This is a genomic window from Candidatus Pantoea communis, from assembly GCF_011752685.1.
GTDB classification, from domain to species: Bacteria; Pseudomonadota; Gammaproteobacteria; order Enterobacterales; family Enterobacteriaceae; genus Pantoea; species Pantoea communis.
Window position 1 is genome coordinate 40,384 of sequence record NZ_VWXC01000015.1, and the last position, 25,407, is coordinate 65,790.

The following is a 25,407-nucleotide window of genomic DNA, read 5'->3' on the forward strand; positions in this document are numbered from 1 at the left end:
GTTGCATCAACATGAGTGTGCCAACTTCGATTTGTGGGAAAAATCAGCCTATGGTGTTGGCACGGATTCAACACTGCGTCAGCAAGTTTCGGCAACAGTGTTTTAAAACGCAAGAGGAGTCGCTGCCAGCAACGCGTAACACAAAGCCTCACCAACCGCGCTAGCAGATTGCGAGTTCTGACCGGTAATCAGCAGGCCGTCGGTCACCACATTGCACTGCCAGTTATCCGCAGGCTGGTGGCGTGCACCTCGCGCTTTGAGCGCTGCTTCCAGCATAAAAGGCACAACATTTGCCATACCGACTTCCATTTCCTCGGTATCAGTGAAGGCCGCCACGCGTTTTCCTTTTACCAGATACTGGCCGTTACGCAGTTTCACATTGATCAGCGCTGCCGGGCCGTGGCAAACCGCCGCAACGGGTTTGCCGCTCTCATACATCTGACGCGTCAGGTATTTCAGCACGGCATCATCGGGGAAATCCCACATAGTGCCGTGTCCGCCGACAAACAGAACCGCGCTGTAATCCTCACTTTTGGCCGCCGCCAGCGGTAAGGTGTTATTCAGCCGCTGCTGAAAGCCCACGTCCTGCCAGTAGTGCTGATTGATCGCATCATCTTCGATACCATAAACCGGTGGTTTTCCTCCTTTGACAGAGGCAAAGGTCGTTCGAATACCGGCTGATTCAAGCACATGTAAAGGGTGAGTCAATTCTGGCAGGTAAAAGCCGGAGATTTCATGCCCGGCGACGATATCGCGAAAACTACTCAGTACCAGCAATACCGGTTTAACTGAGTGCGGCTGGACGCCATTCATAAAGGATCCTCAAAGTCTTATTCATTTTTTGCGGAGTGGATGCGCTGTGCCGGGAAATGTGCCAAACATCGCCCTACCCAGAATAATTTGCGGTGTAAGATTGTGAAACGGTGATTTGCATATAGCGGCAATAAGAATTCTTTATAACAGTGCGGTATGTAATGTTTTATCGCCGAAATATAATGTTTAAACACTTCCTGGAATATCAGACGCCTCGACATGAAAAAGAGCCTCCGCAGAGGCTCATAAATGTCTTAGAAGGAAGTAGTCACACCCGCATAATAAGCGCGGCCCGGTTCGTTATACGTCGAAGCACCTTCGTTCTCGCGGTAGATCTGTTTATTCAGCAGATTGCTGATGCCGGCACTGAAGCGAAGGTTTTTATTCATCTCATAATTTACGCCAACACCATAAATTGCATAGGCACCGACTTCCTTATCTGATAAGCCGCTCGCTTCTTTACGAATTTCTGCCGTGGTACGTGGATGCTGACGGCCATACATGGTCCAGCTCAGCGTGGTGGACAAGGCATCCGTCACCTGCCATTCCAGCCAGCTGTTCACGGTGTATTTCGGAATCAACGATAAAGGATTGCCGGTCGATTTATATTTCGACGTGAACATGTAGGTGGCATTGGTGCGCCAGTTCAGCGTGTCTTCAATCAGCGGTAGGGTTAAGTTTCCTTCCAGACCCTGGGTTAACGCTTTACCACCGTTTTGCCACTGATAGATATCATAGTTCGAGGAATACCATGAACCGGCTACCGCAACGGTTCCAAGAGAATCCGAGCCCGCGACTATTTTATTTTGATAATCATTACGGAAGTAGGTCAGGCCTGCGCTGTAACCCGCGTCATTCCATTGCAAACCAATCTCTTTGTTTACACTGACTTCAGGTTTGAGATCGCTATTTCCCATCAAGTAACAACCATTACTGCCGCTCACAGAACATCCGTTACCACTGCTGGCGAGCAGATAGCTTTCGGTTGATTGATAGAGATTCGGGGCTTTAAACACGCGAGCAATACCGGCCTTTAACTTCAGCGTGTCGGTTAAATCCTGCTGAATATTCAGACTCGGACTCCAGTTATGACCGAATTTATCGCTGTAATCGAAGCGCAGGCCGGGAATCAACGTGGTACCGTCGAAGGCATCAATGGTGTCTTCCAGATAGAGTGCACTCAGCTCCTGGCTGTTTTTGCTGCTGCGCTGCGATGGGTCGCCAGAAACACCGTTGATATCAATGCCTGTCGCATCCGTTTCCTGCATCGCCGCCGGGTCGTTGAGCTGCTCTTAGTTCCACTCGCCCCCGATGGTTAAGGTATGGTCCACCAGCAAGTTGAAGGGAACGGTGTATTCGTTGTTGATACGCCAGGTTTTATAGCGGCTGGTGTTGAAAGTATCGCTGTTGATCATCCCTTCTACTTTGCCGGTAGATCCTTCGGCCAGACGCGTATTATGCGTATCTTCATAGCTCAGCGTGAGTTTGGATTGCCCCCAATCCCAGATGCCATTGTGGATGAGGCTATAAGCCTGGCGGTACATGCGGTTGGTTTCGCTGCCATATAAGGTCGGCACCAGTGTACTGAGATTACTCAGGCTATATTGCGTATCCCCGGCGTAGATATTGCCCTGGCGGCTGTAGGCGTAATTGAAGTCGAGGTATTGTTGATCGTTGATCTCCCACTGTAACGACGTGTTGATATCACGATTGCGCTCAAGATCCTGTTGAGTAATCAAGGATGCACCAGGTTGCTGCTTTAATACGTTCTCAGCTTTTGCACTGACGATCATATCCGTTTCATTTGTTGCGGGCTTCTCTGCCTTTTTCGCTGAAATAACTTTCTCTTTACCGCTATCATTATTATCCAGCGATAAGACGTCACTATTATCAGCCGCCAGCACATTTCCACTGTGAACGATTATTCCAATCAGAATTGAAAGCGTTGTTTTCCTTACACTAAAGACAAAAGACATATTGTTACACCGGTTTATTATTAGTTACATATCAAATGAGGAGGAGAATAATAATCATAATCATTCTCAATATTGCTATTTTTGACACATTTAGACATGTCTGATGGTGCCTGTTTACATGTCTTGCCTCAGGTATTGCAAAAGAGGTTGTAAAGTGAGCAATCATGGAAAGATTGTGAAGGCGTGTGGCGGACGTTTTGTAGCATCCGCCACAAGATTAGAGGTGACGTTGTAGCCAGGCTAAGGCTAATTGGGCGCGGGCAGAGAGTGGCCATTCAGCCCGGTGCACTAACCAGATGGTGTCAACCAGCGCATTACCCTCAGCGGCAACCTCAATGGTTTCAGGGCGGGTAAACGCCAGTCGCGCATATCGTGGCAGAACCGCAAAACCGAGCCCGCGCGCGACCGGTTCCAGAATCAGGCCGATCTGATTACTGAATCCGCGTTGGGGGAGGTTACGAATGCCTGGGTTGCCCGGAAATAATCGACCTAATAATCGTGTCGCCATCGCCTGCCCATCGGGATGGTCGATATAACCCAGCTTTTCCAAATCGTTCCAGCCAGTCACTCGCGTATTAGCCGGTACGATCAGTTCCAGCGGTTCTTCAGCAAAAGGATGGGCCTCGAGCCGTTTATCATCCGGTTTGTGTGTGACCAGGCCCATTTCGTAACGGTTATGCAAAACCGCGTCGATCACTTCGCTATCCGGCGCAAAGCGGTGACGAACAGTGAGGTCGCGATGCTGTTCCTGTAATGACAACAGCAAGGGATAGAGCCGGAGCCCGATGCTGCCGGGCGAAATCACGCTCACTTCACCGCAGGTGGCTTCGGCATCACTCAGTCTCAGCATTAAGTGATGGTGAGCACGATCAATTTGCTGACAATAATCCAGCAGGGCGCTGCCAGCGGGCGTCAGTTCCAGTGGGCGCTTACTCCTCAGTATCACCGGACCTAACTGCAGTTCCAGATGGCGAATATGCTGACTCACCGCCGCCTGGGTGATGCCTAATCGCTCAGCGCTGTCGGTAAAGCTCCCGAGTTCGGCCAGCGTGGCAAAAGATTTGAGCCATTGCGGGTTCATCATAATGAAATTTTATACTTCTCATAATTGATTGTCTGTTTTCATTATAACGACAGTTACGTAGCCTGTAGATCTTTTCATCCTATGAGATTGATCATGACAACTCCCTATCCGCGCACCTTTTCCCATATTGGCCTCTCGGTGACAGACCTTGATGCCGCCGTGAAGTTTTACACCGAAGTGATGGGCTGGTATCTGATCATGCCGCCTACGCAGATTGCAGAGGATGAATCCGCCATCGGTGTGATGTGCAGTTATGTTTTCGGCAAGGGATGGGAGAAGTTTCGCATCGCCCACCTTTCCACAGGCGACCGCGTCGGTGTTGAAATCTTTGAATTTAAGGCGGCAGCAAAACCCGACAATAACTTTGAATACTGGAAAACCGGCGTATTCCATTTCTGCGTGCAGGATCCTGATGTAGAAGGCCTGGCGGAGAAAATTGTCGCTGCGGGTGGCAAACAACGTATGCCGGTACGTGAGTATTTCCCTGGTGAGAAACCATATCGCATGGTCTATATGGAAGATCCGTTCGGCAACATCATCGAGATTTACAGCCACAGTTACGAGCTGACTTATTCTGCAGGTGCGTATGTCTGAGCATGAATTTGCCCTCCCCGCCGACTGGCGAGGGTGGGTGTGGCAGGGTGGCGATAACCCGCTGGCGCTGCAGGAACGCTACCTGAGTTTATCACCCCTCCAACCGGGCGAAGTGCTGATAAGGAATGCCGCGATAGGTTTGAATCCGGTTGACTGGAAAGTGCTCGACACCCAGAGGGATCGGGTGCCTGGCGTCGATGGTGCGGGCACGGTGGTCGCGGTTGGCTCCGATGTCGACCTGCACTGGTTGGGCAGGCGCGTTGCCTACCATCAGAATTTACAATGCAATGGCAGTTTCGCTGAGTATACCGTGCTGGCCGCGCAGGTTTTGCTGCCTATCCCGGATGGACTCGACTTCGCGACCGCCGCCGCTTTCCCTTGCCCGGCACTGACCGCCTGGCAGGCAATTGAAAAGATCCCGCTTGAGCCTGGCGCGCCCCTCTTGATTTCGGGAGCGGGGGGATCGGTCGGACATTTTCTTGTGCAGTTGGCCTACGCACGTGGCTTTGAGGTCACGACGTTAAGCGGTGAACGTCACTGGTCACGTCTGCACGCGCTGGGTGCGAAGCGCTGCTACAGCGATGAGCAGCATGATGCTTCTGCCGTGAAGGAGCGCTATTTTGCTGTTATCGATGCTGTCAGCCCGGAAAAAGCAGCGCTTCTGGCGAATAACCTGATGGCGAATGGGCATCTGGTATGCATTCAGGGGCGGGTGAAAGAGTGGCCAAATCCGGCGTTTGGTCGTGCGTTGTCGTTGCATGAAGTGGCGCTCGGCGCGCTGCACCAGCATGGTAATGCACAGCAATGGCAAAGACTCACGCAGCAGGGAGAACAGATGCTGAGGCAGATTGCGCAGGGCACACTGCAAAGCGAGTCGTTGCTGCACTTCGCATGGGAACAGCTTCCGGCGCAACTGCTGGCTCTGCAGCATCGCAATTTCAGTGGTAAGCAGGTCATTCTGCTCTAGTTGAGAAAAGCGAAAACACGCTCGCTTGTCTGCACAATATCGATAGCCGGATTATGTCACTCGTAACTCGGCTAATGGATTATTCAGTTCTCACGGCAGTGGAATCCTTTGCAGAATGATAAAGTCCCTCTCTCGGGTGCTATCTCAGCACCGTTCGCCAGTTCAGTTAATGCATTGATTGTATCCACTCGCATAAAGCAGTATTCACTGCACCCCTCATGCTGTATTCTGCTGCATATTGCAATATTTTGCGGTTTTGAGATCGGCATGCATAAAACAGCCAGACAAAAATTATTGATGGAATTGCTGCTTGAACAAGGGCAGGTGGGAATTGGGCAGCTTGTTGAAAAGTTGCAGGTTTCTGCGGATACCGTGCGTCGCGACCTGGCCGATCTGGAAAAACAGGGTCTGGCGCAAAAAAACCATGGTGGAGCCGTGGCACTGGATCTGTCAGTGATGAATCGCCACCAGCGCAGCGCACTGATTCCCGATGTCAAAATTGAACTTGGCAGGCAGGTAGCGGAAAAAATACCGGCAGGTGCCACGCTGTTTCTGGATGCGGGCAGCACAGTGCTGGCGGTCGCCACGTTGCTAAAAGGCCCAGCAACGGTCATCACTACGTCACTGGATATTGCCCATCACCTCAGTGATAAGCCGGATGTCGAACTCATTCTTTTGGGCGGCAAATGGGACAAGCAACAACGGCTGTTTTCCGGCAGCGCCACGCTATCTCTGCTTGAAAAGTATCGTGCCGACATCGCCATTCTGGGGGCTTGTGCGCTGCATGCCCGGTTTGGATTGAGTGCCAGCCAGGAGGGTGACGCTGAGGTGAAGCGCGCCATGCTGGCGGCAAGCAGCGAACACTGGGTGGTGGCCGATCATATGAAGCTCAACCGTTGTGAACCCTATCTGGTCGCACCGCTCACCGATATCCATCAACTTTTCCTTGATGCGTCCTGGAGCGAGTTTGACGTCACCGACGCTACACAGGTCAACATCACACATTCTTAATGGCAAGAGGAGTCAGAAATGAGTATTCAGAAAGAGATTCGCGTCGCCCTCATCGGCTACGGATTTGTCGGTAAAACATTTCATGCACCTTTAATTCAATCCGTTCACGGTTTGAAGCTGCATGTTGTTTCGTCTGGCAGTAAGGAGAAGGTCAAAAAGGACCTGCCTGACGTCATCGTTCTCGACTCCCCGGAAGCGGCCATCCAGCATGCAGATATTGATCTGGTGGTGATCGCCTCGCCCAATGCGACTCATGCACCCCTGGCGAAGCTGGCGCTGAATGCCGGTAAGCATGTGGTGGTGGATAAACCCTTTACGCTGGATCTGGCAGAGGCCAGAGAGCTGGCGGCACTGGCCCGTGAGAAGACATTACTGCTTTCAGTATTTCAAAACCGTCGCTGGGATACCGATTATCTGGGGGTAAAAAAGGTCATCGATTCTGGCGCGATCGGTCAGGTCAAACATTTCGAGTCTCACATCGACCGATTCCGCCCGGAAGTGCGCGACCGCTGGAGAGAACACGATATTCCTGGTAGCGGCTTATGGTTCGACATTGGGCCTCATATCATCGATCAGGCTCTGCAACTTTTCGGACTGCCAGAAACCGTTTCTGGTGACATCGCCGTACTGCGTCATGGCGGTAAAAGCAATGACTGGGCGCACGTCACGCTTAGCTACCCTGAGCATAAAGTGATCCTGCATGCCAGCATGCTCGCCGCGGGTGGCGTGTCACGCTTTATCGTTCACGGAGATAAGGGCAGCGTGGTCAAACCCAAAGCCGACCAGCAGGAAGCGCAACTGATTGCTGGCATCGAACCGGGTTCCGCGACCTGGGGCGAAGATCAGGATGATTTGATGGTGTTTGACAGCAATCTGCAGGTCACGTCACTCAAAACGCCAAAAGGCGACCAGCGTCAGTACTATATCCAGGTGCGAGATGCGCTGGCGGGCAAGCAGGCTAATCCAGTTTCTCCCGCTCAGGCGATTGCCGTCATGGCGGTGATTGAAGCGGCAGTGCGCTCATCAGAGACGGGCACGGTGCAGAAACTCGCGCTGAGTGAAGCGGAAGCTGGTGCGTTTTATCAACTGAGTTAGCCGGTTGGTAGCGCTCAAGTTATCCGGGCGGGCGTTAATTTGCTGGCACAAGCGTGCCAGCGGATAAAAACGCCTCTGGCCAGATTTTAGTGCATGGAATTAATCATGCCGCGTCGGAATCTCACCCCTCCGTGCGCGGCGCGTTTGATGTCCTGAAACTTTTCGCGTGTTCTTACCCTAGGCATGAAGAGTGAAATTTGGTGACAAGAATGCACGTATAGCTACGGCCATGATTGCCTTCGAAGTTGCAACGCTCCATACCAGAGTCATCAACAAGGTGAGAAATTGACCTGATTCATATTTTGATGCATGATGACATCAGTTTTTGAATCATATGAGGTGGCGAGATGCGTACTACAGTGACAATTGATGATGTGCTGTATGCTCAGGCTCTGGATATGGCCGATCCAGATATGGACAAGGCTGATATTTTCCGTGAAGCGATGAAAACGTTTGTTCGGGTACAAGCGGCAAAGCGCCTTGCTTCATTGGGTGGCGCAGCGCCTGAAATGGAAAGCATTCCCCGCCGTCGCGAGGAACCGTCTGCATAATGTCCATTCTAGTTGATACATCTGTCTGGGTAGATCATTTCAAAAACAGAAATGAAGAGTTAGTGCGGTTACTGAGCGGGGACCTGGTATTGATTCATCCAATGGTTATTGGAGAACTTGCCTGCGGCACTCCGCCAGCGCCCCGCGTGCGCACACTTCGTGACCTGAACTTGTTACCGCAATGCCACCAAGCCAGCATGAGTGAGGTGATGGCATTTATTGAAAATAAAATGCTGTACGGACACGGGTGTGGCCTGGTGGATATCACCTTGCTTGCATCTGCTCTCATTACCCCAGGAGCAATGCTCTGGACGCTCGATAAACGGCTCGTCAAGTTAGCCAATGACCTTAATGTAGGCTTTCAGCCTGTTCACTAACCTTAACTTCATCGTTAAGTTATCCCGCCCGCACAATCACAGCGAGATGAACCCGCCTTCACCGTCGCCAACATCATCATATCCAACACTAATCAAACGCGTTCCGATATTCACCGCTGCTAGTTTGGGGTTATTCAATGTCACATTGGTTGGCTGTTCCCCGGCCAAAGGGCGAGGAGCAGTTACCAAGAGATAGTGGATTGCTATAACGCTAGTGGCGGTTACGATTACCTACTCAAGATCATCGCACCCACCATATCGATGTTTCAAGACCTGATGGAGGACGATATCGGCATTGAAAAATTCGCCAGCCGTATCGTTCTCCGCCAGCCTTATCCGCAGCGTGGAGAGCCGCTTAACGTGATTGCCCATGGTGTTGCGAGCTGGAAGTAGGGATCGTCACCTTCGTTAAATCATCATTTCCCAACCTAGCGTTGAGGATGTCCAGCGCTGCTTTCTCAGCAATAAGCATTGTGCGCAGAAACTGAAAAACTATCACTGGCCAGTGTAGGTTCCTGCCTCTAAATCCCGAGGTCATCACGACATGTTTTATGTTGTTACATATCATATCGTTATGATTTCACTTCGAGGGGGTTTAAGTGGGTTAGTTTTGCGGTTATTTAACAATCATGAAACTGTTGGTGTGGGCCTGGATTGAATCAGGGAATGAATCATTGGAGTGATTCAGTCAAATAAACGCCTTGAGGTCTGGGTTGTCCATTTAAAGTCTGGGAATTTAGATTAGTGCGAAAGCGAAAATAAATTCGTTATTAATTATTTCATAAACCCATCCTCAATAAATGTCTGTTGATTGGTTGCTACGATGTTTCAATATTTGAGACAGCAAAGAAATTGAATAAGTTTCAACGCTAAGACCGATTTATTTTTACTATGTCCATTAGGGATTATCACCTGAGGTTATAAATTTATCGTTAGTTCTGTTTATTTTTCGTCATTACCGTAAATAACTTGATCGGTGAATTGTAATAATTATAATTCTCATTCGCCTTCTTGGGCGAGTGGGGAATCTGTTGCTGCGTACCACTTTCACGCTAAAACGCTTCCTACTAAATCAGTTTCGAAAATATGTTTTACAGGGAATTCTGTCTCTCATTTTGACGGAGTTGGGCGTTTGCGCATCAGAACACCCACCAGTCATCTCATTAATAAAAAATCTCAAAGGATGATAATGTCTCGTTCTTCACGTCAAGCCAGGCTATTAAAGGCAAATAATAATATCGGTGTGAGCCAAACGCTGCCGATGATCTCTTTACTGGCCTTGGTTATCGCGACTGCATTACACAGCCCGAAAGTTTCCGCTGCGGAGACCACCACTAAAGAGCAAACGCTGGAAGTCACGGCGGCAGCCGGTAGCATCAATAGCAGCCAGGACACGGACTACAACGTCCCGGTTACGCGCGCCGCCATTAAATTAGCGCTGACCGCGCGTGACACGCCGCAGTCTGTTTCTGTCATCACCAAACAGCGTATGCAGGATCAGAAGCTGGAGACGTTAACTGACGTCTTAACCAACACCACCGGCATCAGTCAGTTCAACTCTGGCGCTAACCGCAGCAATTTTTACTCACGCGGTTTTATGATCGATAACTACCAGATCGATGGCGTGCCAGCACTGATTGATAGCGCCTGGAATCTGGGTGATACCCTGTCAGATACCGCAGTTTATGACCGCGTTGAAGTGGTACGCGGTGCGACGGGTCTGATGACCGGCGCGGGCAGCCCGGCAGCGTCAGTGAACATGGTGCACAAGCAGGCAGACAGCAAAACGTTTCAGGGTAATCTGTCAGCCAGCTACGGCAGCTGGGATACCCAACGTTACGTTGCCGATCTTTCCGGTCCATTGACCGAGTCCGGCAATGTGCGCGGACGCGTGGTGGCGGGCTATCAGGATGGCGACAGCTGGCTGGATCACTACCATACGCAGAAGAAATTCCTGTATGGCACCGTCGCGGCCGATCTCACCGATTCCACCACGCTGACACTGGGGTATGATTACCAGGAAACCAACATTCAAGGTGCGACCTGGGGCGGCTTGCCGACTTTCTATCTCGACGGCAGCAAAACCAACTACTCTCGCAGTGCCAACCTCGCACCAGATTGGGCCTACAACAACAGCGATTCCAAAAAGGTGTTCGCCAGCCTGAAGCAGACGTTTAATAACGGCTGGGAGCTCAACCTGAGCGGCTCGCATACTGAAGCCACTATGGACAGTAAGTTGCTGTATATCGACGGTTACTTTGATAAATCGACCGGTATCGGCATTGGCCCCTATGAGGGCTATGACTTGTTAGGCGGCACCGGCTACAACACCGCAAAACGCAAAGAAGATACCGCAGACGCCTATGTCACCGGTCCGTATGAGCTGTTTGGTCGCCAGCATGAGTTAATGGCGGGTGTCACTTATATCCGCCAGCACGATCGCTACGTCAGTGCCTCCACCAGCTTCACCTCGGCAGACGTGGGTGACTTCAATGACTGGGGTAATTATCCAGAACCGGATTGGGACGACCAGGCGCTGTCACAGGATAATGTGATCCGTCAGAAATCCGCTTACTTAGCGACGCGCATTTCACTGGCCGATCCGCTGCATCTGATCCTTGGCGCGCGTTATACGCAATACAACGCCAACACGCTGACGCAGAATATGGAGAAGAACAACATCACGCCGTATGCAGGCCTGGTGTATGACATCAACGATACCTATTCCGCCTACGCCAGCTATACCTCTATTTTCAAACCGCAGACCTATCGTAATGCGCAGGGTGCTTATCTCTCTCCTGTCACCGGTAAAAGCTATGAAACCGGGATCAAAGGCGACTGGATGAACAGCCGCATCACCGCATCGCTGGCGGTGTTCCGTATCGAGCAGGATCACCTTGGCGCGACGGATTATGCGCTGGTGCCAGGCAGTACCGATTACGCTTACTACGAGCAGAAAGGCACGGTGAGTAAAGGTGTTGAATTCGAAATCAACGGTGCGGTGACCGATAACCTGCAGATGACCTTCGGTGCAACGCGCTATGTGGCGAAAGATGGCGAAGATGCCGCGCTGAACCCAACGCAGCCGCGTACTTCACTGAAACTGTTCACCAGCTATCGCCTGCCGATGCTGCAGGACCTGACTGTGGGCGGCGGCGTGAACTGGCAGACGCACACCTGGGATAACGTAGCGGGCCCAGGCGGAACCTCAACGCTGTATGCAGAGCAGGGCAGCTACGCGCTGGTAGATCTGTTCGGACGCTATCAGGTCACCAAACAGCTCTCTGTGCAGGCCAACCTGAACAACCTGTTCGACGAGACGTATAACATCGATGTTGGCAGAAACACCGTGTACGGCGAACCGCGTAACCTGTCTATCTCCGCGAACTACCGATTCTGATTTGGCTGAATTCTCCACGGAGAAAGGCCCTGTCATCATCTGATTGCTGGAACCTTCACGCCTTGTGTGCGGAGGTTCCAGCGTCACACCCTTCAGGTAAAGTTAATCCCGCAACACCTCAATGAATAATCACAAGTCTCTATACTTAACGTCATTCGTTACATTGGGGGCGTAATTTTTGACACCAGAATCTGAACATATTGATGCCATGGCCTGGCAGGAACTGAATGACGCAGCAAACGACCCTCACACCGGGTTTCGTTATCTGAACGTCTGCACCATCAATACTGAATTAAAACCACAGGCTCGCATGATGGTGTTAAGGCGAACGGACAGTGCCCGGCGGCTTCTGGAGTTTCACACCGATATCCGCAGTGCAAAATGGCAGGAATTAGCCCTCAACCCCGCTGCAACGGTATTGGGATTTTGCTCGCAATCACGCCTGCAGTTACGTTTGCAGGGGGGGTTCAAACGATATGAACCGGCAAGCGCTCTCGCCGGGCAAACGTGGCAAGGGTTGCCAGTCTGGACGCGCAGGAGTTATTCAGGCGGGCCGCCGGGAGCAGAATGGTTGTTTCCGCACGATCAAACCCAGCATGCTGAAAGTGAGGAGAGCGGGGAAGGTGGTCAGCGCCATTTTGGTGTGTTGGTTTTTCAGGCTGAGTCGCTCGACTGGTTTCGCCTTGAGCGCGACAATAATCGCAGGGCGCGACTGACTTATTCCGCAACGGGAAGTCTGACTTCATCCACCTGGATTAACCCTTGAAGATTCTGCATCCTTCCATTCCCTCGTAATAACAGCCTCGCTTTATTATCTGTGCACCGCAAATAACAGGTTGTGGGCGATGTGGATGCTGGCGAGGGTTAACCCACGATATGAATTCGAAAATCAAAAAATGTCTTCTGTACAAACCTCTCAGACCCAACGCAATACCGTGACTCAGATCTCATTCTTCAAATCCTGACTATACTCATACCTTTCTTTACACAGTGTTAGCTGTGTTTTTAGCAACCCATGGAAGCTCAAATGCAAAATTCTTCTCCGCCCCCATCGGATGATGGCGGCTCGCTCAATTTAACCGTGCAGCAACGTCTGTTCTTTGTGGTGTTAGTCGCCACCATGGGCGCGCTGGCGTTCGGGTATGACACGGGTATCATTTCCGGGGCGCTGCCCTATATGACTTTACCGACCTCGCAGGGCGGACTTGACCTCACGCCCTTTACCGAAGGGCTGGTCACTTCTGCGCTCACATTCGGTTCAGCGTTTGGGGCCTTTGTTAGCGGGTTTGTCTCTGATCGCTTTGGCCGCCGAATCACGCTGCGCAGTCTGGCCGTGCTATTCGTTGCTGGTGCATTAGGCACCACCATCGCGCCGAATCTTGAGATCATGGTGGTGATGCGATTTATCCTCGGATTCGCCGTGGGGGGCGGATCCTCCACGGTTCCGGTGTTTATCGCTGAGATTGCGGGTCCGAAACATCGTGCGCCGCTGGTTAGCCGTAATGAGCTGATGATTGTGTCAGGCCAGTTGCTGGCTTACATCGTCAGTGCGGCGATGAGTCTGTTACTGCACGATCCGAGCATGTGGCGTTATATGTTGTCGCTGGCGATGATCCCGGGTGTGCTGCTGTTTATTGGCACCTTTTTTGTCCCGGCCTCACCGCACTGGATGGTGGCCGAAGGGCGCATAAACGAGGCGTTACGTATTCTGCGTAAATTGCGTGAGAATCCGCGCGAAATTAAAAAAGAGATGGCGGAGATGCGCCAGAACGCGCGCGAAGCCCGTCAGGGGCCGCCCGCTCGTGAACTGCTGAAAGAAAAATGGATAGTACGATTGCTGCTGCTGGGCTGTGGCATGGGGATCGTTGCACAATTCACCGGCGTGAATGCCTTTATGTATTACACACCCATCATTCTGAAAAGTACCGGTCTGGGAACCAGCGCGTCGATCGCAGCCACGATAGGCAACGGTGTGGTATCTGTGATCGCGACCTTTGCCGGCATCAAAGCGATCAGCCATTTTGGTCGCCGCCCAATGCTGATCACCGGGTTATCGGTGGTGATCGCCATGCAGCTGGCGCTGGGAGCGGTGCTGGTACTGATGCCGCACAGTTTAGTGCAAAGCTTGCTGGCGCTGACCTGCATCCTGGTGTTTCTCTTCTTTATGCAGATGTGTATTTCGCCCGTGTATTGGCTGCTGATGTCTGAGCTGTATCCGATGAAAGTACGTGGCGTATTGACCGGTTCAGCCGTCGCTTTTCAGTGGATATGTAACGCCATCGTTGCGTTGGCTTTCCCGCCGTTGCTATCGCTGGTGGGAAATAATGCATTCTTCATTTTTGCCGCCATCAACGTGGCATCGCTGGTGTTTGTCGCGGTGATGTTGCCGGAGACCCGTGGTAAATCGCTGGAAGAGATCGAATCGCACATGCGTGAACATTTTGGCGAGAGCACGACTGAAACGGCGGCTTCAGCGTAGTGGTTGAAATCGTATTATGACCCGCTGCCGACCGTGTGGCTCTTGGCTGCACGGCGGCAGCGTTCCGAGCAGTACTGCACTTCATCCCAGCAATTTTCCCACTTTTTACGCCAGGTCATCGGTTTATGACACTGCTTGCAGTAGCGGACGGGCAGGGATTTTTTGTTTCCTTTGAAGTCTTTCATATTGTGTTGCCTGCGACGAAGTGATTCAGCATCGACCAGTTAAATCAGTTCTCACTGCGTTTACCTTAATAGTGATTGTAGAACATGACCAATTTGCGCAATTAACTGGTATTCAAACCCTCCATTGAATACATTTATTCCACAATAAAAACCCGTCGCGTCTCTAACTATCTCTTTTCAAGGCGAAAGCCAGCCCATCATTCAGGAACTCATTCCATGCGTAAAACAGACCATCTTGGGGGGATAACGGCGTTCGTGGCGACGGCCCAGCACGGCAGTTTCACCGCTGCCGCCGAACGTCTGGGGCTCACCAAATCAGCTGTGGCTAAAAGTGTCGGCCGACTTGAGGCGCGACTTGGCGTTGAGCTGTTCCTGCGTTCGACCCGACGTCTTAGTCTGACACCGGATGGCGAACGATTCCTGGCGAGCAGTCAGAGCGCCATCGAGATTCTGGAGCAGGCAGAGGCTGAGCTGACATCACATATTGCGGAACCTTCCGGACGGTTAAGGATAGATCTGCCTGCCGCGTTTGGCAGGCAGCGCATCCTACCTCATCTGCTGCGCACGCTCCGTCAGTATCCGGAACTCTCCATGACCGTGACGTTCAGTGAGCGATTTGTCGATCCGATAGAAGAGGGGGTTGACCTGGTGGTCCGTATTGGTGAACTGGCTGACAGTAGCGGGCTGATAGGACGGCGTCTGACAACCCAGAAGCTGGTTATTTGTGCCTCTCCTGATTACCTGCAACGTTCTGGTGTGCCTGCTGAAACCGCTGATATGAGTCACCACCAATGTATCGTTGGCCTTCGTCGCAATGAACCGAAAATCTGGCTGCTGAAAAACAGCCTGGGGCAAGTCACGCGCTTTACGCCGCCGGCGACGCATGAATTTGCCGATGGTGATGCGATGCTGGCGGCTGTGCTCGCCGGGTGCGGATTGTCTCAGCTGCCGTTGTGGCTGGTCGGGAAATATCTTGCTGGTGGGGAACTGGTTGAAGTGCTGAGTGGACATGCAGGAGGGGAAATGCCGGTGAGTGCCTTATGGCCGAAAAGCCGTCAGCTGCTGCCTAAAATCCGCTTTATGGTGGATACGCTGGTTAAGGCAGCGGAAGAGGGATTGCTGGACTGAGTCAGCATGAGAGAAAACAATTTCGCCCCCGATCGGAGGCGAAATTTTGTCGACCTAATGGCAGCTTGTTACTTAACTTTGTCTAACTGAGCGTAAGGTTCCGGAACGGTGACCTGCATTGTCAGCACGCTGTTTTATGAAGATGCTGATAAACGCCAGCACGGCAAAAATGATGCTGCTCAATACCACCGAGCGTGTGCCAAACTCGGCAATAAACCAGCCGCCAGCCAGTGAACCAATGGTGATGCCGAGATTGGAAAACGACATGTAAAGACTGTTGGCAAATTCGGGTGCCCGGCTGGCTTCACGCATCAGCCATGTCTGGCTAATCACCAGCCCGGAGGAGTGGAATGCGCCCCAGAAAACAGTCAACAGGCACATGGCCAGTGAGGAGCTGCCGGTAATCCAGATCAGCACCAGTACCAGCGCGAATAACAGCGGATAGAGGTGGGTGGTTTTCACTACGTTTTTCTGCAGGAAAGTGCTGAACACGAAGTTACCAATGAAGCCGCATATGCCAAATACCAGCAACAATCCACTGATAGTGTTGTTGTTCAGATGCGTGATGCCAGCAAGGTAATCCGCCACGTAGCTAAAACTGGAGAACATCGCCGCAAAGATCATGGTCACGGTGATGATGGTCAGCCACAGCTTGCCGTTACGCAGCACGCTGAGTTGGCTGGCAAAGGAGACCTTTTCTTTTGCAGGCAGGGAAGGAACGAACAACAGAATGCCAAGAAACGCAATAAAGCAAGCCACCGCCGCAAACCAGAAGGCTGCAGCCAGCGAAACATGTTCAGCCAGCAGCGTATTCAGTGGTACGCCGAGCACCAGCCCGATCGCCACACCCGCAAAAATTTTAGCTGCCGCCCCCGCGCTTTTCTCTTTCGGAACGGACTGGGTGGCGACTACCAGCGCAACAGAGAAGAACACCGCATGCGTGAGCGCAGGCAAAATGCGGAAAATCAGCATGGTGTTGAAAACGTCGGTGGTGGCGTATATCAGGTTCGAAACCACAAACACCAGCAGGATTGCCAGCAGCACCGTTTTCTTGTTCAAACCCGAAAGCAGTAGCGTGATGAACGGTCCGGTGATGGCCACAATTACCGCATAGATGCTCACCAGATACCCGACCTGCGTTGCCGTGACGTGTAGCTGTGAGATGAGTTTGGGCAGTAAACCGATGATGCCAATTTCCGTGGTGATGACGCCAAAAACGGCAACGGACAGCGTCAGTAAAAGGAGTGAACCCTTGTTTTGCATTGTCATACCTATGTTCAGGTTGTTATTAAGCAGGTGAAGATCGCCGCGCAAAATATCCACTGTGAATATTCTTGAGGGGCGTTTAGGAAGGGGAATTCTTACGGAATTTCAAAAATGCGGAAATATCACTATGCGCGGAGAAGTGGAGACATAAATTCGTCAATAGGGAGCAGGTGAGGTTGGTTGCCGATAAGAGGCGATGGACGATTATTGAGCAACGTTGCGGGGGAATGGGCATCTGCCTCAGCAAAGTCCAGGAATAGTCACAACACGACTGAGTAATAAAGACCAAGTGTCTGGTCGCGGCCTCTATAGGTGTTAAGCCCGGCATCTCAGTGAGTTGGGCTATTCAACCCTGACGCTGTCCCGATGTCAGAACAGTGTTAAGTTAGGTGAAACCTCTGCAGCACTGCTGCTACCAACGTTAAGGGATAAAGATGAGTCAACTATTTAGTGTCGCAAAGATTGGAGAGCTTGAGCTGGAGAACCGCATCGTGATCGCCCCGATGTGCCAATACTCCGCCGATGCCGGATGCGCCAGCAGCTGGCACCGCATCCATTTAGGTTCACTGGCGCTTTCTGGCGCAGGATTGCTGATTCTGGAAGCCACCGCCGTTGAAGCGGCAGGCCGCATCTCGCCGGGAGATCTCGGGCTGTGGGATGACAAGACCGAAGCCGCGTTACACAGCGTGCTGTCTGACATTCGCGCCTGGTCACCCATCCGTCTGGGTATCCAGCTGGGCCACGCAGGGCGTAAAGCCTCATGCCGTGCGCCATGGCAGGGAGGGCATCAACTGCCGGAGAGTGAAGGTGGCTGGCAAACGGTGGCTCCTTCAGCGCTCAGCTTTGCAGAGCAGGATCATGCACCGACCGCATTGGATGAAGCGGGGCTGGCGCGCATCAAACAGGCATTTGTGGATAGCGCGCAGCGTGCGGTACGTCTGGGTATTGAGCTGATTGAAATCCACGCGGCACACGGTTATCTGCTGCACCAGTTCCTGTCACCGCTGAGCAATCAACGTCAGGACCAATACGGTGGTTCGCTGGAGAATCGTTTACGTTTCCCACTAAAGGTGTTTGCGGCGGTACGTGCTGCTGTGCCAGCTTCGATTCCGGTTGGCGTGCGTCTCTCTGCCAGCGATTGGGTTGAAGGCGGCTGGGATGTTGAGCAATCCATTGTGTTTAGCCAGCAACTGGAAGCCCAGGGCTGTGATTATGTGCATGTGTCGAGCGGTGGGCTATCGCCACAGCAATCCATCACTGTGGGGCCGGGTTATCAGTTGCCGTTCGCACGCGATATCCGCCAGCAGGTGAAAATTCCGGTTATCGGCGTGGGCTTGATTACCGATCCGCAGCAGGCAGAAGCGGTGGTGGAGCAGGGGGACGCGGATCTGGTCGCGCTGGGGCGTGCTGTGCTCTACAACCCGCACTGGCCATGGCAGGCTGCTGCCGCGTTGAATGCGCAGGTCAAGGTTCCGTCACAGTATTTGCGTTCTGAACCGCATGGTGTGAAGGGCACGTTGGTTTAATTTTAATTAGCCTGGCGGCTCTGCTGGAGTGACCCGATTTATAAAATGTTCTACAACCAGCCGACGATGCTGGAAGGACGATGTTTTAACTTTGGGGCACGCGTCGAGTTCTGATATGAACCGGGCCAGAAGGCCCGGTATTTATTTCTAATGCGCCATATAAAACTCAGGCCATCAATTCGTCACAAATCGCACCAATCTGGTCCACGGCATTGAGCAGCTGTGCCGTCGGTTCGTTGGCACAATTTAACCGCAGGAAGTTCTGTAACTCCGCTCCCGGTGAAAACAGTGGTCCGGGGCTAACCCCAATGCCCAGCGCCAGCGCGCGACGATGCACTTCCAGCGCATTGATCGGATGCGGAAGTTCAACCCACAGCAAAAAACCGGCTTCCGGTGCAGTAACGCATGTGCCAAGCGGGAAACTCGCTTCAACCCGTGCGATGACGGCTCGCACACCTTTCTCAACGCGAACCTTCAAACGCCGCAGGTGCCGTTCGTAGTCCCCACTGGCCAGTACGTAGCTGGCGGCGGTTTCAAGTAACGGCGCGCCCGCCCAGTCGCCCGCCATGCGCGCCTGCAAAACCTGGGGGTGATAGCGGCCGGCGGCAATCCAGCCAATTCGCCAGCCCGGTGCGAGAGTCTTGGATAATGAACTGCAGTAAATCACATTGCCACGCTGATCAAAGGCCTTGCAGGCGGGAGGTCGCTGCCCATCGCCAGCCAGATTGCCATACACATCGTCCTCAATTAACGGGATGCCTGCACGTTCAAGCAATGCGACAAGCTCCTGCTTGCGCGCGACCGGCATACTGGCGCCAAGCGGGTTTTGCACGGTAGGCGAGGCCAGTACGGCAGCGGGTCGATGCCGATTAATGGCGTCAGCGAGCGGTGCCAGCAGCAATCCTTCAATGGGATCTGTGGGGATTTGCAGTGCCTTCAGGCCCAAATCCTCCAGCAGCAGGAGCGTGCCGAAGTAGGCGGGTTGCTCAATCGCGACGGCATCGCCAGGCTGACACAAGGCGCGCAGTGCCAGACGCAGCGCCTGGGTCGCCCCAGCGGTAATAACAAGTTCGTCTGCGCTAAAGCGTGCGCTCCATTGCGCGGCACGTGTGGCTATCTTATTGCGCAGGTCGGCCCGGCCGGTGGCAGGCTATAGCTTTGGCCATGCGCATCCAGACGGCGACCTGCCGATTGCAGCACCCGCTGGAGTGTCTCCGTCGGCAACCAGTGGGGATCGGGCAGCGCAGCGCCGAGCGGTATCAAACGGCTTTCCGCGCTGCTGAACAGTGAACGCGCAACGGCTGACAGGGTCACGGGCACAGGGCCCGACAGAGCCGGCGGTATTTGCCGTTCGGTGTTTCGCGGGCTGACGAAATAGCCCGAGCGCGGACGCGCAATAATCAATCCTTCCGCTTCCAGACGACGCAGGGCTTCCAGAGCGGTTGGCAGACTTACCTGTTCGCGTTCGGCCAGTTTGCGTGCGGAGATCATTCGATCGCCGGGTCGTAGCGCACCGGAGGCGAGGGTGTGTCGCAGACTCTCAGCAATGCGGCGGTAATGTGGGGACGATAATGACGAGGCGGGCATGTCGATCTGTACAGTCTGATTTTCAATGAATCTGACTATACAGACGATGCCGGGTGCCATCTATAGTGTCAAACATGAACCAGACAAGGAGGCACTATGCAAAGCAATAACTTCGACCTTTCCTGCTATTTCCGCCGCATCAATTACACCGGCCCTGCAGCCGCGGATTCCGCCACGCTGCACAAAATTATGCGCCATCAACTGTTCACCGTGCCGTTTGAGAATCTCGATGTGCAGGCCGGGAAAGTTGTTTCGCTGGTGCCTGAAGAGATTTGCGACAAGATTTTGCATCAAGGGCGAGGGGCTACTGTTATGAGGTCAACGGGTTGTTTGCCATGGCGCTGGAAGCGTTAGGTATTCCCTACCGTTTTGTGGCAGCAAGGCCGATGTTCTACCCTGTATGCCGTCCTAAAACCCATATGGCGCTGGTGGCGGAAGTCGATGGACGTCAATGGTTGTGCGATCTCGGGTTTGGTAGCTACGGCATCCGCGCACCCATAGCTTTAGATCAGCTCAATAGCGATACTAAACAGGATTTCGACACGTTCAAACTCACCTGTGACGCGCATGGCGAGTATCTGCTTCAGGCGAAGGTAGAAGGGGAGTGGTGTAACCAATACGGCTTTGACCTGTCACCGCAAGAGTGGATTGATTTTGCCCCGGCGAATTACCTCAACTCGACGCATCCTGATGCGATTTTTGTGCAGAAATTGCTGATTTTGCAGCATCGTCCAGAGGGGCGGGTGATCCTGCTGGGTGATATGTTGAAAACGGTGACGGCGAGTGGAGTGGAAAAACAGCGGGTGGAGGAAGAGGAAATTGCTGCTGTGCTGCAAAGCCACTTTGGGTTAGTCAGCCGTACATAGGCCAGTCAAAGCTACAACCTTGATGCAAGGTGTTGCTTCGTGTAGAACATGTGATGTTTTGATTCTTAATTATGAGGATTATCACTGATGACTGTTCATAATCCCCCTCACGCGGGTGAAATCATTTCCGATATCATGGAAGACCTTGATATTGGTGTACGCGAGCTAGCACGTGCTTTGGCGATTGCACCATCCACAGCATCTCGAATGGTTTCGGGTTTGACAGCAATCACTCCAGAGATGGCCATAAAGTTATCAGCGGTAATTGGAAGTACGCCCCCCATGTGGCTTCGTATTCAAGCGGCTTATAACCTGGACCGAGCGGCAAGAACCGTTGATCTTTCTGTTTTGAATACCTGATATAAACCTGACCCTCTCTGCGGCGCCAATTGAACATATTCTGATGACGTTTTGGGCTACAACAAAATTTTGATTTCCATGTGATCAAACGTTTTTAGTACTTGTTGGATCAATACAAGCCATGAGCCTCACATAACAGGCTCATGGCTATGCACATTCTTCCCAACGTTTTTTAGAAGATATGACTCAAGACTTCACTCTCTCCGCTGCAATGTAATCCGCGTCAGTTCCGAGGGACGCCCCAATCGTACTGCCATGCCTGGCCATAGCGCAGTGCCGTTATTCACATAGAGTTGCATGCCATCCACATCATAAAGCCCCGAGACAAAGCCCGCGTTGGGTTTCGCAAACAAGCGGTCAAAACCGACGATCAGTCCGCCGTGGGTGTGACCAGATAGCTGCAAATCGACTTTGTGCGTTGCGTTCTGGCGCGCATTGCGTGGTTGATGATCCATCAAGATTACCGGAGCATCAGCAGGAACACCCTCCAGCGCCAGCTCAAGGTTAGGGCCAGTGGCTTCTCTGCGGGAGGCTGAAACATCGGGCAGACCGGCGATCGCTAGCTCCGCGTCGCCGCGTTTAATGAGGGTATGGCTGTTGAGCAAAGGTTGCAGTCCTAACGTCGCAAGATGTTCGGTCCAGCGTTGTTGTTCAAAGAAGTACTCATGGTTGCCAGTGATGGCATAAACGCCGTCCGGCGCATGTAACCCTCGCAGCGGCTCCACGTCATTTCTGCGATTTTCCAGGGTTCCATCAATGACATCGCCGGTCACCAGAATCAGGTCCGCGTCCAGCGTCATGGCCTTTTTCACCATGGCGGTGGTCCATGCGGAGTTGAACATTTTGGTGATATGCAGGTCGGTGAGCTGAAGCAGCTGGTAGCCTTCAAACTCGCGCGGCAGATTATCGATTTGTATCGTCACCTCTTTTACGGCGGGGATGCGTATGGCCTGATGGACGCCGACCGCCGCCACAACCATGGTTAAAAGCGCAGCGCCATATCGTATGCCTGGCGTCATCTGCAGCGGGTGCCGCACCAGCAGGGAAATGAGTGTCACCACATCAATCAATATTTGAGTGAACGCGAGTAGTAGCACTGTGCCAAAGGCCCAGCTGAACAGGATGGTGACTGCACGTGGCATTTCAGGTGAGAAGATACCACCCGGCGTAAACCTGCTGATCAGCAGGTACTGCGAAGCCAATAGAACCACTAAGGATAGGATGATTTTTAACACGAGTGGCATGGCTAATGGAAAAACGAAACGTGCGATTACATACCAACTTGGTATGCTGAAAATCAGGTGAAACATCACTCTCTTCCCTGGTAGATTAGCGCTGAATCCGCGCAAAATTAAATTATGATGATGACGTTATGACTGTTTATAGCCCGAGTTAAGTGGATAGAAAAGGTTTGTTTGGCCGCTGTTATCGTTCGGCTTTGATTCATGCAGCTTGTTATTTTGAGAACTAATGATGCTAAATAGCGCTTGGCTTATCTGATGATAAATAGTGCTTCACGAAATCTTTTAAAAACTCATTGGACTAAAATCGCACTTCTCCCTATTTCTTCCTGAATATTATCTCTGATATTGTCTTCTTCCAAAGCTTGTATAGTCCGCGTGGACGATTCGAACGGATGGCATCCAGAGGTAAAATTGGAAATAACGTACAGCATCGATTTTCAGTATAAGCGACGTGGTGAAGAAACCCCGACTCCGGCAGAAAGTGTCATTCAGACATCTGGGGAAGAAACACCGGTGATGTTTATTCCTTCAGTAGGTGATTACGTTGAAATTGGTGGAAATCCAGAAGAGAACGAGGAGCTTAGTTCTTTCCGGGGAGTTGTGATCTCACGCTTTTTCCGTTATGACCGACAGTCAGAATATGAAGTGTTCTGTCACGTCAATATTTTAGTGGAAGAGTCATTCCAGAATTTTGGTCATCTCGTTCAGGACTAGTTAACCACTAATATCCAGGCAGTAGAATACACCCGGATAGTGAATCCGGATGTCATCCATTGTCACAATTCGTCCAAAATTCTGCGTTGAAGCCCTACAAAGCAGATGAAAACACTTCCCCTCACGCTATTTAAAAGTTGGAACTCTCCTCACGGATACAATCCACGCTCCTTCCTTGCCGTCAAAATGCGCTCACAAGCCACGGCATAAGCCGCAGTTCGCAAACTCACTGCCAGCTGTTCCGATTTTTGCCAGATCGCGAGCAGCGCCTGTTCCATGATTTTGTCTAGCCGGGCGTTAATTTCATCTTCGCTCCAGAAGAAGCTGGAAAAATCCTGCACCCACTCGAAGTAGCTGACGGTGACGCCACCGGCGTTGCAAATCACATCGGGCACCACCGTGATGTTGCGCTGGGTCAGGATGTCGTCCGCTTCGGGCAATGTCGGGCCGTTGGCACCTTCCAGCACCATACGACACACGAGCTTTCGCGCGCTCTCTGCGGTAATTTGCCCTTCCAGCGCGGCGGGGATCAGGATATCGCAACTCTGTTCCCAAAAGGCCTCGTGGCTGATCGTCGTTGCGCCATGAAACCCGGCGATGCTGCCGTGCTGCTGTTGCCAGCGAATCAGCGCCGCCACATCAATGCCGGCTGAATGATGGAGCGTGGCGCTGTGATCCTGCATCGTGACGACCCTGGCACCAGACTGCGAAAACAGTTCGGCGGCCACGCTGCCGACATTGCCGAAGCCCTGCACCGCCACGCGTGCGTTCTCCAGTTCCAGGCCGATCCGCTGCGCGGTAACTTTTCCGGTGACAAACACACCGCGCCCCGTTGCCTTCACGCGGCCCAGTGAACCACCGAGATGAATCGGTTTGCCGGTCACCACACCGGTACTGGTCATGCCGACATTCATCGACCAGGTATCCATCATCCATGCCATCACCTGCGGATTGGTGCCTACGTCCGGTGCCGGAATATCCTGCTGCGGTCCAATGATGCTGCCAATCTCGCTGGTATAGCGGCGCGTCAGTCGCTCCAGTTCCTTTTTGGATAGCTCTCGCGGATCGACGCGGATACCGCCTTTCGCGCCACCAAACGGCAGATTGATCGCCGCACATTTCACCGTCATCCAGGCTGACAGCGCCATCACTTTATCCAGCGTCACGTCCGGGTGAAAACGCACGCCGCCTTTACCCGGCCCGCGTGAAAGATTGTGCTGCACGCGGTAGCCTTCGAAATGCCTGACGCTGCCATCATCCATCTCCAGCGGGATATCGACGATCAGTGCACGCTTAGGATGGCGCAGCGTATCCGCCCAGCGTGAAAGTTCGCCCAGATAGGGAAGGACGCGATCGACCTGCGCCAGATGGGTCGCCCAGGGAGAGTGTTTATCTTCTGATACATAGGAAAGCGCTGTCATCATTTCACCTTTTTGCACCGCGCAGGCGCTGCCACCTCAATTCAGGATGCAGGAAGCCCTCACAGTGGCTGTGATCATCAAAAGAAGAGGGAAAAGGCCGCTGAGTGGCGGCCCCAATATTTACTTAGTGCGGCAAGCTTCCACGCTGAATTCATTGGCGGTGGCGAAACCACGCAGGCCGCCAATGAGCACCGACATCAACTGCGTACCCACCTGTTTTTCCGTCAGGCCAACGGTATCCAGCAGGTCAAAGATTTCACGGGGATCGAACAGGATGTTCCACAGGAAAATCGCTTTATCACCAATGTCCGGCAGATCCATTTCACCCATCGCTTCGCGTAACGCCGGACGCAGCGCATCCGCCTGTACTTTCAGGTAGTCCGCGCCTTCCCATAAACGTTCCAGGTAGCCACGGCGGTTACGCATCGGCACCATTGCGGCGCCGTTCTCACGCACCAGTTTGATCCAGTGCCGGCTGATGTTCTCCAGTTTCTGCAGGCCCGCGCAGCTCTGGCTCAGACTGAAATCGAGCAAAAGCTGGCCCACTTCCTGGCGATAGGCGTTCAGCACCTCTTCTACCGACGTAAACTGGCGATAGGCCGTAGCAACGGATACGCCGGCTTCGGCGGCAATCTCCGCCAGGCTTATCGGGTTTTCTGCATGCTCAAACAAGCGGGCTCCCGCCTGAATCAGGTTTTTGCGGTTTCTTTCGGTATCACTGCGCATCGGTCTTCCCGCCATGGTGGGTTTTATTCCTGTGTTT

At 52.6% G+C, this 25,407-nt stretch carries 21 protein-coding genes and 3 pseudogenes; 15 read left to right on the top strand and 9 right to left on the bottom strand.

Features of this window, described 5'->3' with window-relative positions; translation table 11 throughout:
• Positions 1-102 precede the first annotated feature (102 nt).
• The 3 genes and pseudogenes from F3J37_RS19000 to F3J37_RS19010 all read right to left on the bottom strand — a co-directional run bounded on the left by F3J37_RS19000 (position 103) and on the right by F3J37_RS19010 (position 3,873).
• The gene (locus tag F3J37_RS19000) at positions 103-813 is read right to left on the bottom strand and encodes a type 1 glutamine amidotransferase domain-containing protein (protein ID WP_034830841.1); all 711 of its coding nucleotides are present in this window, start codon (positions 811-813) and stop codon (positions 103-105) included.
• 254 nt (positions 814-1,067) lie between these two features.
• Positions 1,068-2,528, bottom strand: a pseudogene (locus F3J37_RS19005) (FepA family TonB-dependent siderophore receptor); the annotation flags it as partial.
• A gap of 478 nt (positions 2,529-3,006) precedes the next feature.
• Positions 3,007-3,873 carry a LysR family transcriptional regulator gene (locus tag F3J37_RS19010; RefSeq protein ID WP_166935112.1) on the bottom strand — a complete coding sequence of 289 codons (867 nt, stop codon included), beginning with the start codon at positions 3,871-3,873 and terminating at the stop codon, positions 3,007-3,009.
• Between the two features lie 93 nt (positions 3,874-3,966).
• Between F3J37_RS19010 and F3J37_RS19015 the strand changes: the two genes are divergently transcribed.
• The 10 genes from F3J37_RS19015 to F3J37_RS19060 all read left to right on the top strand — a co-directional run bounded on the left by F3J37_RS19015 (position 3,967) and on the right by F3J37_RS19060 (position 14,347).
• Positions 3,967-4,467: a lactoylglutathione lyase family protein gene (locus F3J37_RS19015; protein WP_034830838.1), complete on the top strand. Its 501-nt coding sequence runs from the start codon at positions 3,967-3,969 to the stop codon at positions 4,465-4,467.
• Positions 4,460-5,434 carry a zinc-binding dehydrogenase gene (locus F3J37_RS19020; RefSeq protein ID WP_034830836.1) on the top strand — a complete coding sequence of 325 codons (975 nt, stop codon included), beginning with the start codon at positions 4,460-4,462 and terminating at the stop codon, positions 5,432-5,434. Before F3J37_RS19015 ends, F3J37_RS19020 begins: the two co-directional genes overlap by 8 nt.
• Before the next feature lie 267 nt (positions 5,435-5,701).
• Positions 5,702-6,445, top strand: a complete 744-nt coding sequence (locus tag F3J37_RS19025; protein ID WP_034830852.1) for a DeoR/GlpR family DNA-binding transcription regulator — start codon at positions 5,702-5,704, stop codon at positions 6,443-6,445.
• 18 nt (positions 6,446-6,463) lie between these two features.
• On the top strand, positions 6,464-7,540 hold the full coding sequence (locus tag F3J37_RS19030; protein ID WP_034830835.1) for an oxidoreductase: 1,077 nt from the start codon (positions 6,464-6,466) through the stop codon (positions 7,538-7,540).
• A gap of 347 nt (positions 7,541-7,887) precedes the next feature.
• The gene (locus tag F3J37_RS19035; RefSeq protein ID WP_034830833.1) at positions 7,888-8,091 is read left to right on the top strand and encodes a type II toxin-antitoxin system VapB family antitoxin; all 204 of its coding nucleotides are present in this window, start codon (positions 7,888-7,890) and stop codon (positions 8,089-8,091) included.
• Positions 8,091-8,468, top strand: coding sequence for a type II toxin-antitoxin system VapC family toxin (locus F3J37_RS19040; protein WP_034830832.1), 378 nt, complete (start codon positions 8,091-8,093; stop codon positions 8,466-8,468). Before F3J37_RS19035 ends, F3J37_RS19040 begins: the two co-directional genes overlap by 1 nt.
• Positions 8,469-8,621: 153 nt before the next feature.
• On the top strand, positions 8,622-8,861 hold the full coding sequence (locus tag F3J37_RS19045) for an Lrp/AsnC ligand binding domain-containing protein (protein ID WP_205298999.1): 240 nt from the start codon (positions 8,622-8,624) through the stop codon (positions 8,859-8,861).
• Between the two features lie 796 nt (positions 8,862-9,657).
• Positions 9,658-11,868 (top strand): ferric-rhodotorulic acid/ferric-coprogen receptor FhuE, encoded by a 2,211-nt coding sequence (fhuE, locus tag F3J37_RS19050; RefSeq protein WP_166935113.1) that lies wholly within the window; start codon positions 9,658-9,660, stop codon positions 11,866-11,868.
• Positions 11,869-12,046: 178 nt separating this feature from the next.
• Complete coding sequence (locus F3J37_RS19055) at positions 12,047-12,634, top strand: PNPOx family protein (RefSeq protein ID WP_230599254.1); 588 nt, start codon at positions 12,047-12,049, stop codon at positions 12,632-12,634.
• Positions 12,635-12,895: 261 nt separating this feature from the next.
• Positions 12,896-14,347, top strand: coding sequence for a sugar porter family MFS transporter (locus F3J37_RS19060; RefSeq protein WP_034830827.1), 1,452 nt, complete (start codon positions 12,896-12,898; stop codon positions 14,345-14,347).
• Positions 14,348-14,361: 14 nt separating this feature from the next.
• Here the strand turns inward: F3J37_RS19060 and F3J37_RS19065 are convergent, their stop codons facing one another.
• Positions 14,362-14,532 (bottom strand): DUF2256 domain-containing protein, encoded by a 171-nt coding sequence (locus F3J37_RS19065; RefSeq protein WP_072017069.1) that lies wholly within the window; start codon positions 14,530-14,532, stop codon positions 14,362-14,364.
• A 216-nt stretch (positions 14,533-14,748) separates the two neighbouring features.
• On the opposite strand from F3J37_RS19065, the gene F3J37_RS19070 reads away from it, so the two are divergent.
• Positions 14,749-15,660 carry a LysR family transcriptional regulator gene (locus F3J37_RS19070; protein WP_034830826.1) on the top strand — a complete coding sequence of 304 codons (912 nt, stop codon included), beginning with the start codon at positions 14,749-14,751 and terminating at the stop codon, positions 15,658-15,660.
• A gap of 72 nt (positions 15,661-15,732) precedes the next feature.
• On the opposite strand, the gene F3J37_RS19075 is transcribed toward F3J37_RS19070, so the two are convergent.
• The gene (locus F3J37_RS19075; RefSeq protein WP_230599251.1) at positions 15,733-16,929 is read right to left on the bottom strand and encodes an MFS transporter; all 1,197 of its coding nucleotides are present in this window, start codon (positions 16,927-16,929) and stop codon (positions 15,733-15,735) included.
• 431 nt (positions 16,930-17,360) lie between these two features.
• Between F3J37_RS19075 and F3J37_RS19080 the strand changes: the two genes are divergently transcribed.
• The gene (locus F3J37_RS19080; RefSeq protein WP_034830824.1) at positions 17,361-18,452 is read left to right on the top strand and encodes an NADH:flavin oxidoreductase/NADH oxidase; all 1,092 of its coding nucleotides are present in this window, start codon (positions 17,361-17,363) and stop codon (positions 18,450-18,452) included.
• A gap of 166 nt (positions 18,453-18,618) precedes the next feature.
• On the opposite strand, the pseudogene F3J37_RS19085 reads toward F3J37_RS19080, so the two are convergent.
• Positions 18,619-20,099 (bottom strand): annotated as a pseudogene (locus F3J37_RS19085) (aminotransferase-like domain-containing protein).
• A 36-nt stretch (positions 20,100-20,135) separates the two neighbouring features.
• Here F3J37_RS19085 and F3J37_RS19090 point away from each other — a divergent pair.
• Both F3J37_RS19090 and F3J37_RS19095 read left to right on the top strand, forming a co-directional pair.
• Positions 20,136-20,905, top strand: a pseudogene (locus F3J37_RS19090) (arylamine N-acetyltransferase family protein).
• Positions 20,906-20,992: 87 nt separating this feature from the next.
• A complete protein-coding gene (locus tag F3J37_RS19095; RefSeq protein WP_034830822.1) occupies positions 20,993-21,265 on the top strand; it encodes a HigA family addiction module antitoxin in 273 nt (90 codons plus the stop codon).
• A gap of 194 nt (positions 21,266-21,459) precedes the next feature.
• On the opposite strand, the gene F3J37_RS19100 is transcribed toward F3J37_RS19095, so the two are convergent.
• Positions 21,460-22,575 (bottom strand): metallophosphoesterase, encoded by a 1,116-nt coding sequence (locus F3J37_RS19100; RefSeq protein ID WP_166935114.1) that lies wholly within the window; start codon positions 22,573-22,575, stop codon positions 21,460-21,462.
• Between the two features lie 345 nt (positions 22,576-22,920).
• On the opposite strand from F3J37_RS19100, the gene F3J37_RS19105 reads away from it, so the two are divergent.
• Complete coding sequence (locus F3J37_RS19105; protein ID WP_072016993.1) at positions 22,921-23,223, top strand: hypothetical protein; 303 nt, start codon at positions 22,921-22,923, stop codon at positions 23,221-23,223.
• 149 nt (positions 23,224-23,372) lie between these two features.
• On the opposite strand, the gene F3J37_RS19110 is transcribed toward F3J37_RS19105, so the two are convergent.
• The gene (locus tag F3J37_RS19110) at positions 23,373-24,644 is read right to left on the bottom strand and encodes a Glu/Leu/Phe/Val family dehydrogenase (RefSeq protein ID WP_166935115.1); all 1,272 of its coding nucleotides are present in this window, start codon (positions 24,642-24,644) and stop codon (positions 23,373-23,375) included.
• Between the two features lie 120 nt (positions 24,645-24,764).
• A complete protein-coding gene (locus F3J37_RS19115; RefSeq protein WP_080748146.1) occupies positions 24,765-25,385 on the bottom strand; it encodes a TetR/AcrR family transcriptional regulator in 621 nt (206 codons plus the stop codon).
• Between the last annotated feature and the right edge of the window lie 22 nt (positions 25,386-25,407).

Excerpts from the sequence above, each read along its gene's own strand:
- F3J37_RS19020 (WP_034830836.1), top strand. The coding sequence starts at position 4,460 with ATGTCTGAGCATGAATTTGCCCTCCCCGCCGACTGGCGAGGGTGGGTG.
- F3J37_RS19040 (WP_034830832.1), top strand. The coding sequence starts at position 8,091 with ATGTCCATTCTAGTTGATACATCTGTCTGGGTAGATCATTTCAAAAAC.
- F3J37_RS19075 (WP_230599251.1), bottom strand. The coding sequence starts at position 16,929 with ATGACAATGCAAAACAAGGGTTCACTCCTTTTACTGACGCTGTCCGTT.
- F3J37_RS19110 (WP_166935115.1), bottom strand. The coding sequence starts at position 24,644 with ATGACAGCGCTTTCCTATGTATCAGAAGATAAACACTCTCCCTGGGCG.
- fhuE (WP_166935113.1), top strand. The coding sequence starts at position 9,658 with ATGTCTCGTTCTTCACGTCAAGCCAGGCTATTAAAGGCAAATAATAAT.
- F3J37_RS19095 (WP_034830822.1), top strand. The coding sequence starts at position 20,993 with ATGACTGTTCATAATCCCCCTCACGCGGGTGAAATCATTTCCGATATC.
- F3J37_RS19065 (WP_072017069.1), bottom strand. The coding sequence starts at position 14,532 with ATGAAAGACTTCAAAGGAAACAAAAAATCCCTGCCCGTCCGCTACTGC.
- F3J37_RS19070 (WP_034830826.1), top strand. The coding sequence starts at position 14,749 with ATGCGTAAAACAGACCATCTTGGGGGGATAACGGCGTTCGTGGCGACG.
- F3J37_RS19035 (WP_034830833.1), top strand. The coding sequence starts at position 7,888 with ATGCGTACTACAGTGACAATTGATGATGTGCTGTATGCTCAGGCTCTG.
- F3J37_RS19010 (WP_166935112.1), bottom strand. The coding sequence starts at position 3,873 with ATGATGAACCCGCAATGGCTCAAATCTTTTGCCACGCTGGCCGAACTC.
- F3J37_RS19080 (WP_034830824.1), top strand. The coding sequence starts at position 17,361 with ATGAGTCAACTATTTAGTGTCGCAAAGATTGGAGAGCTTGAGCTGGAG.
- F3J37_RS19025 (WP_034830852.1), top strand. The coding sequence starts at position 5,702 with ATGCATAAAACAGCCAGACAAAAATTATTGATGGAATTGCTGCTTGAA.
- F3J37_RS19030 (WP_034830835.1), top strand. The coding sequence starts at position 6,464 with ATGAGTATTCAGAAAGAGATTCGCGTCGCCCTCATCGGCTACGGATTT.
- F3J37_RS19060 (WP_034830827.1), top strand. The coding sequence starts at position 12,896 with ATGCAAAATTCTTCTCCGCCCCCATCGGATGATGGCGGCTCGCTCAAT.
- F3J37_RS19000 (WP_034830841.1), bottom strand. The coding sequence starts at position 813 with ATGAATGGCGTCCAGCCGCACTCAGTTAAACCGGTATTGCTGGTACTG.
- F3J37_RS19100 (WP_166935114.1), bottom strand. The coding sequence starts at position 22,575 with ATGTTTCACCTGATTTTCAGCATACCAAGTTGGTATGTAATCGCACGT.
- F3J37_RS19015 (WP_034830838.1), top strand. The coding sequence starts at position 3,967 with ATGACAACTCCCTATCCGCGCACCTTTTCCCATATTGGCCTCTCGGTG.
- F3J37_RS19115 (WP_080748146.1), bottom strand. The coding sequence starts at position 25,385 with ATGGCGGGAAGACCGATGCGCAGTGATACCGAAAGAAACCGCAAAAAC.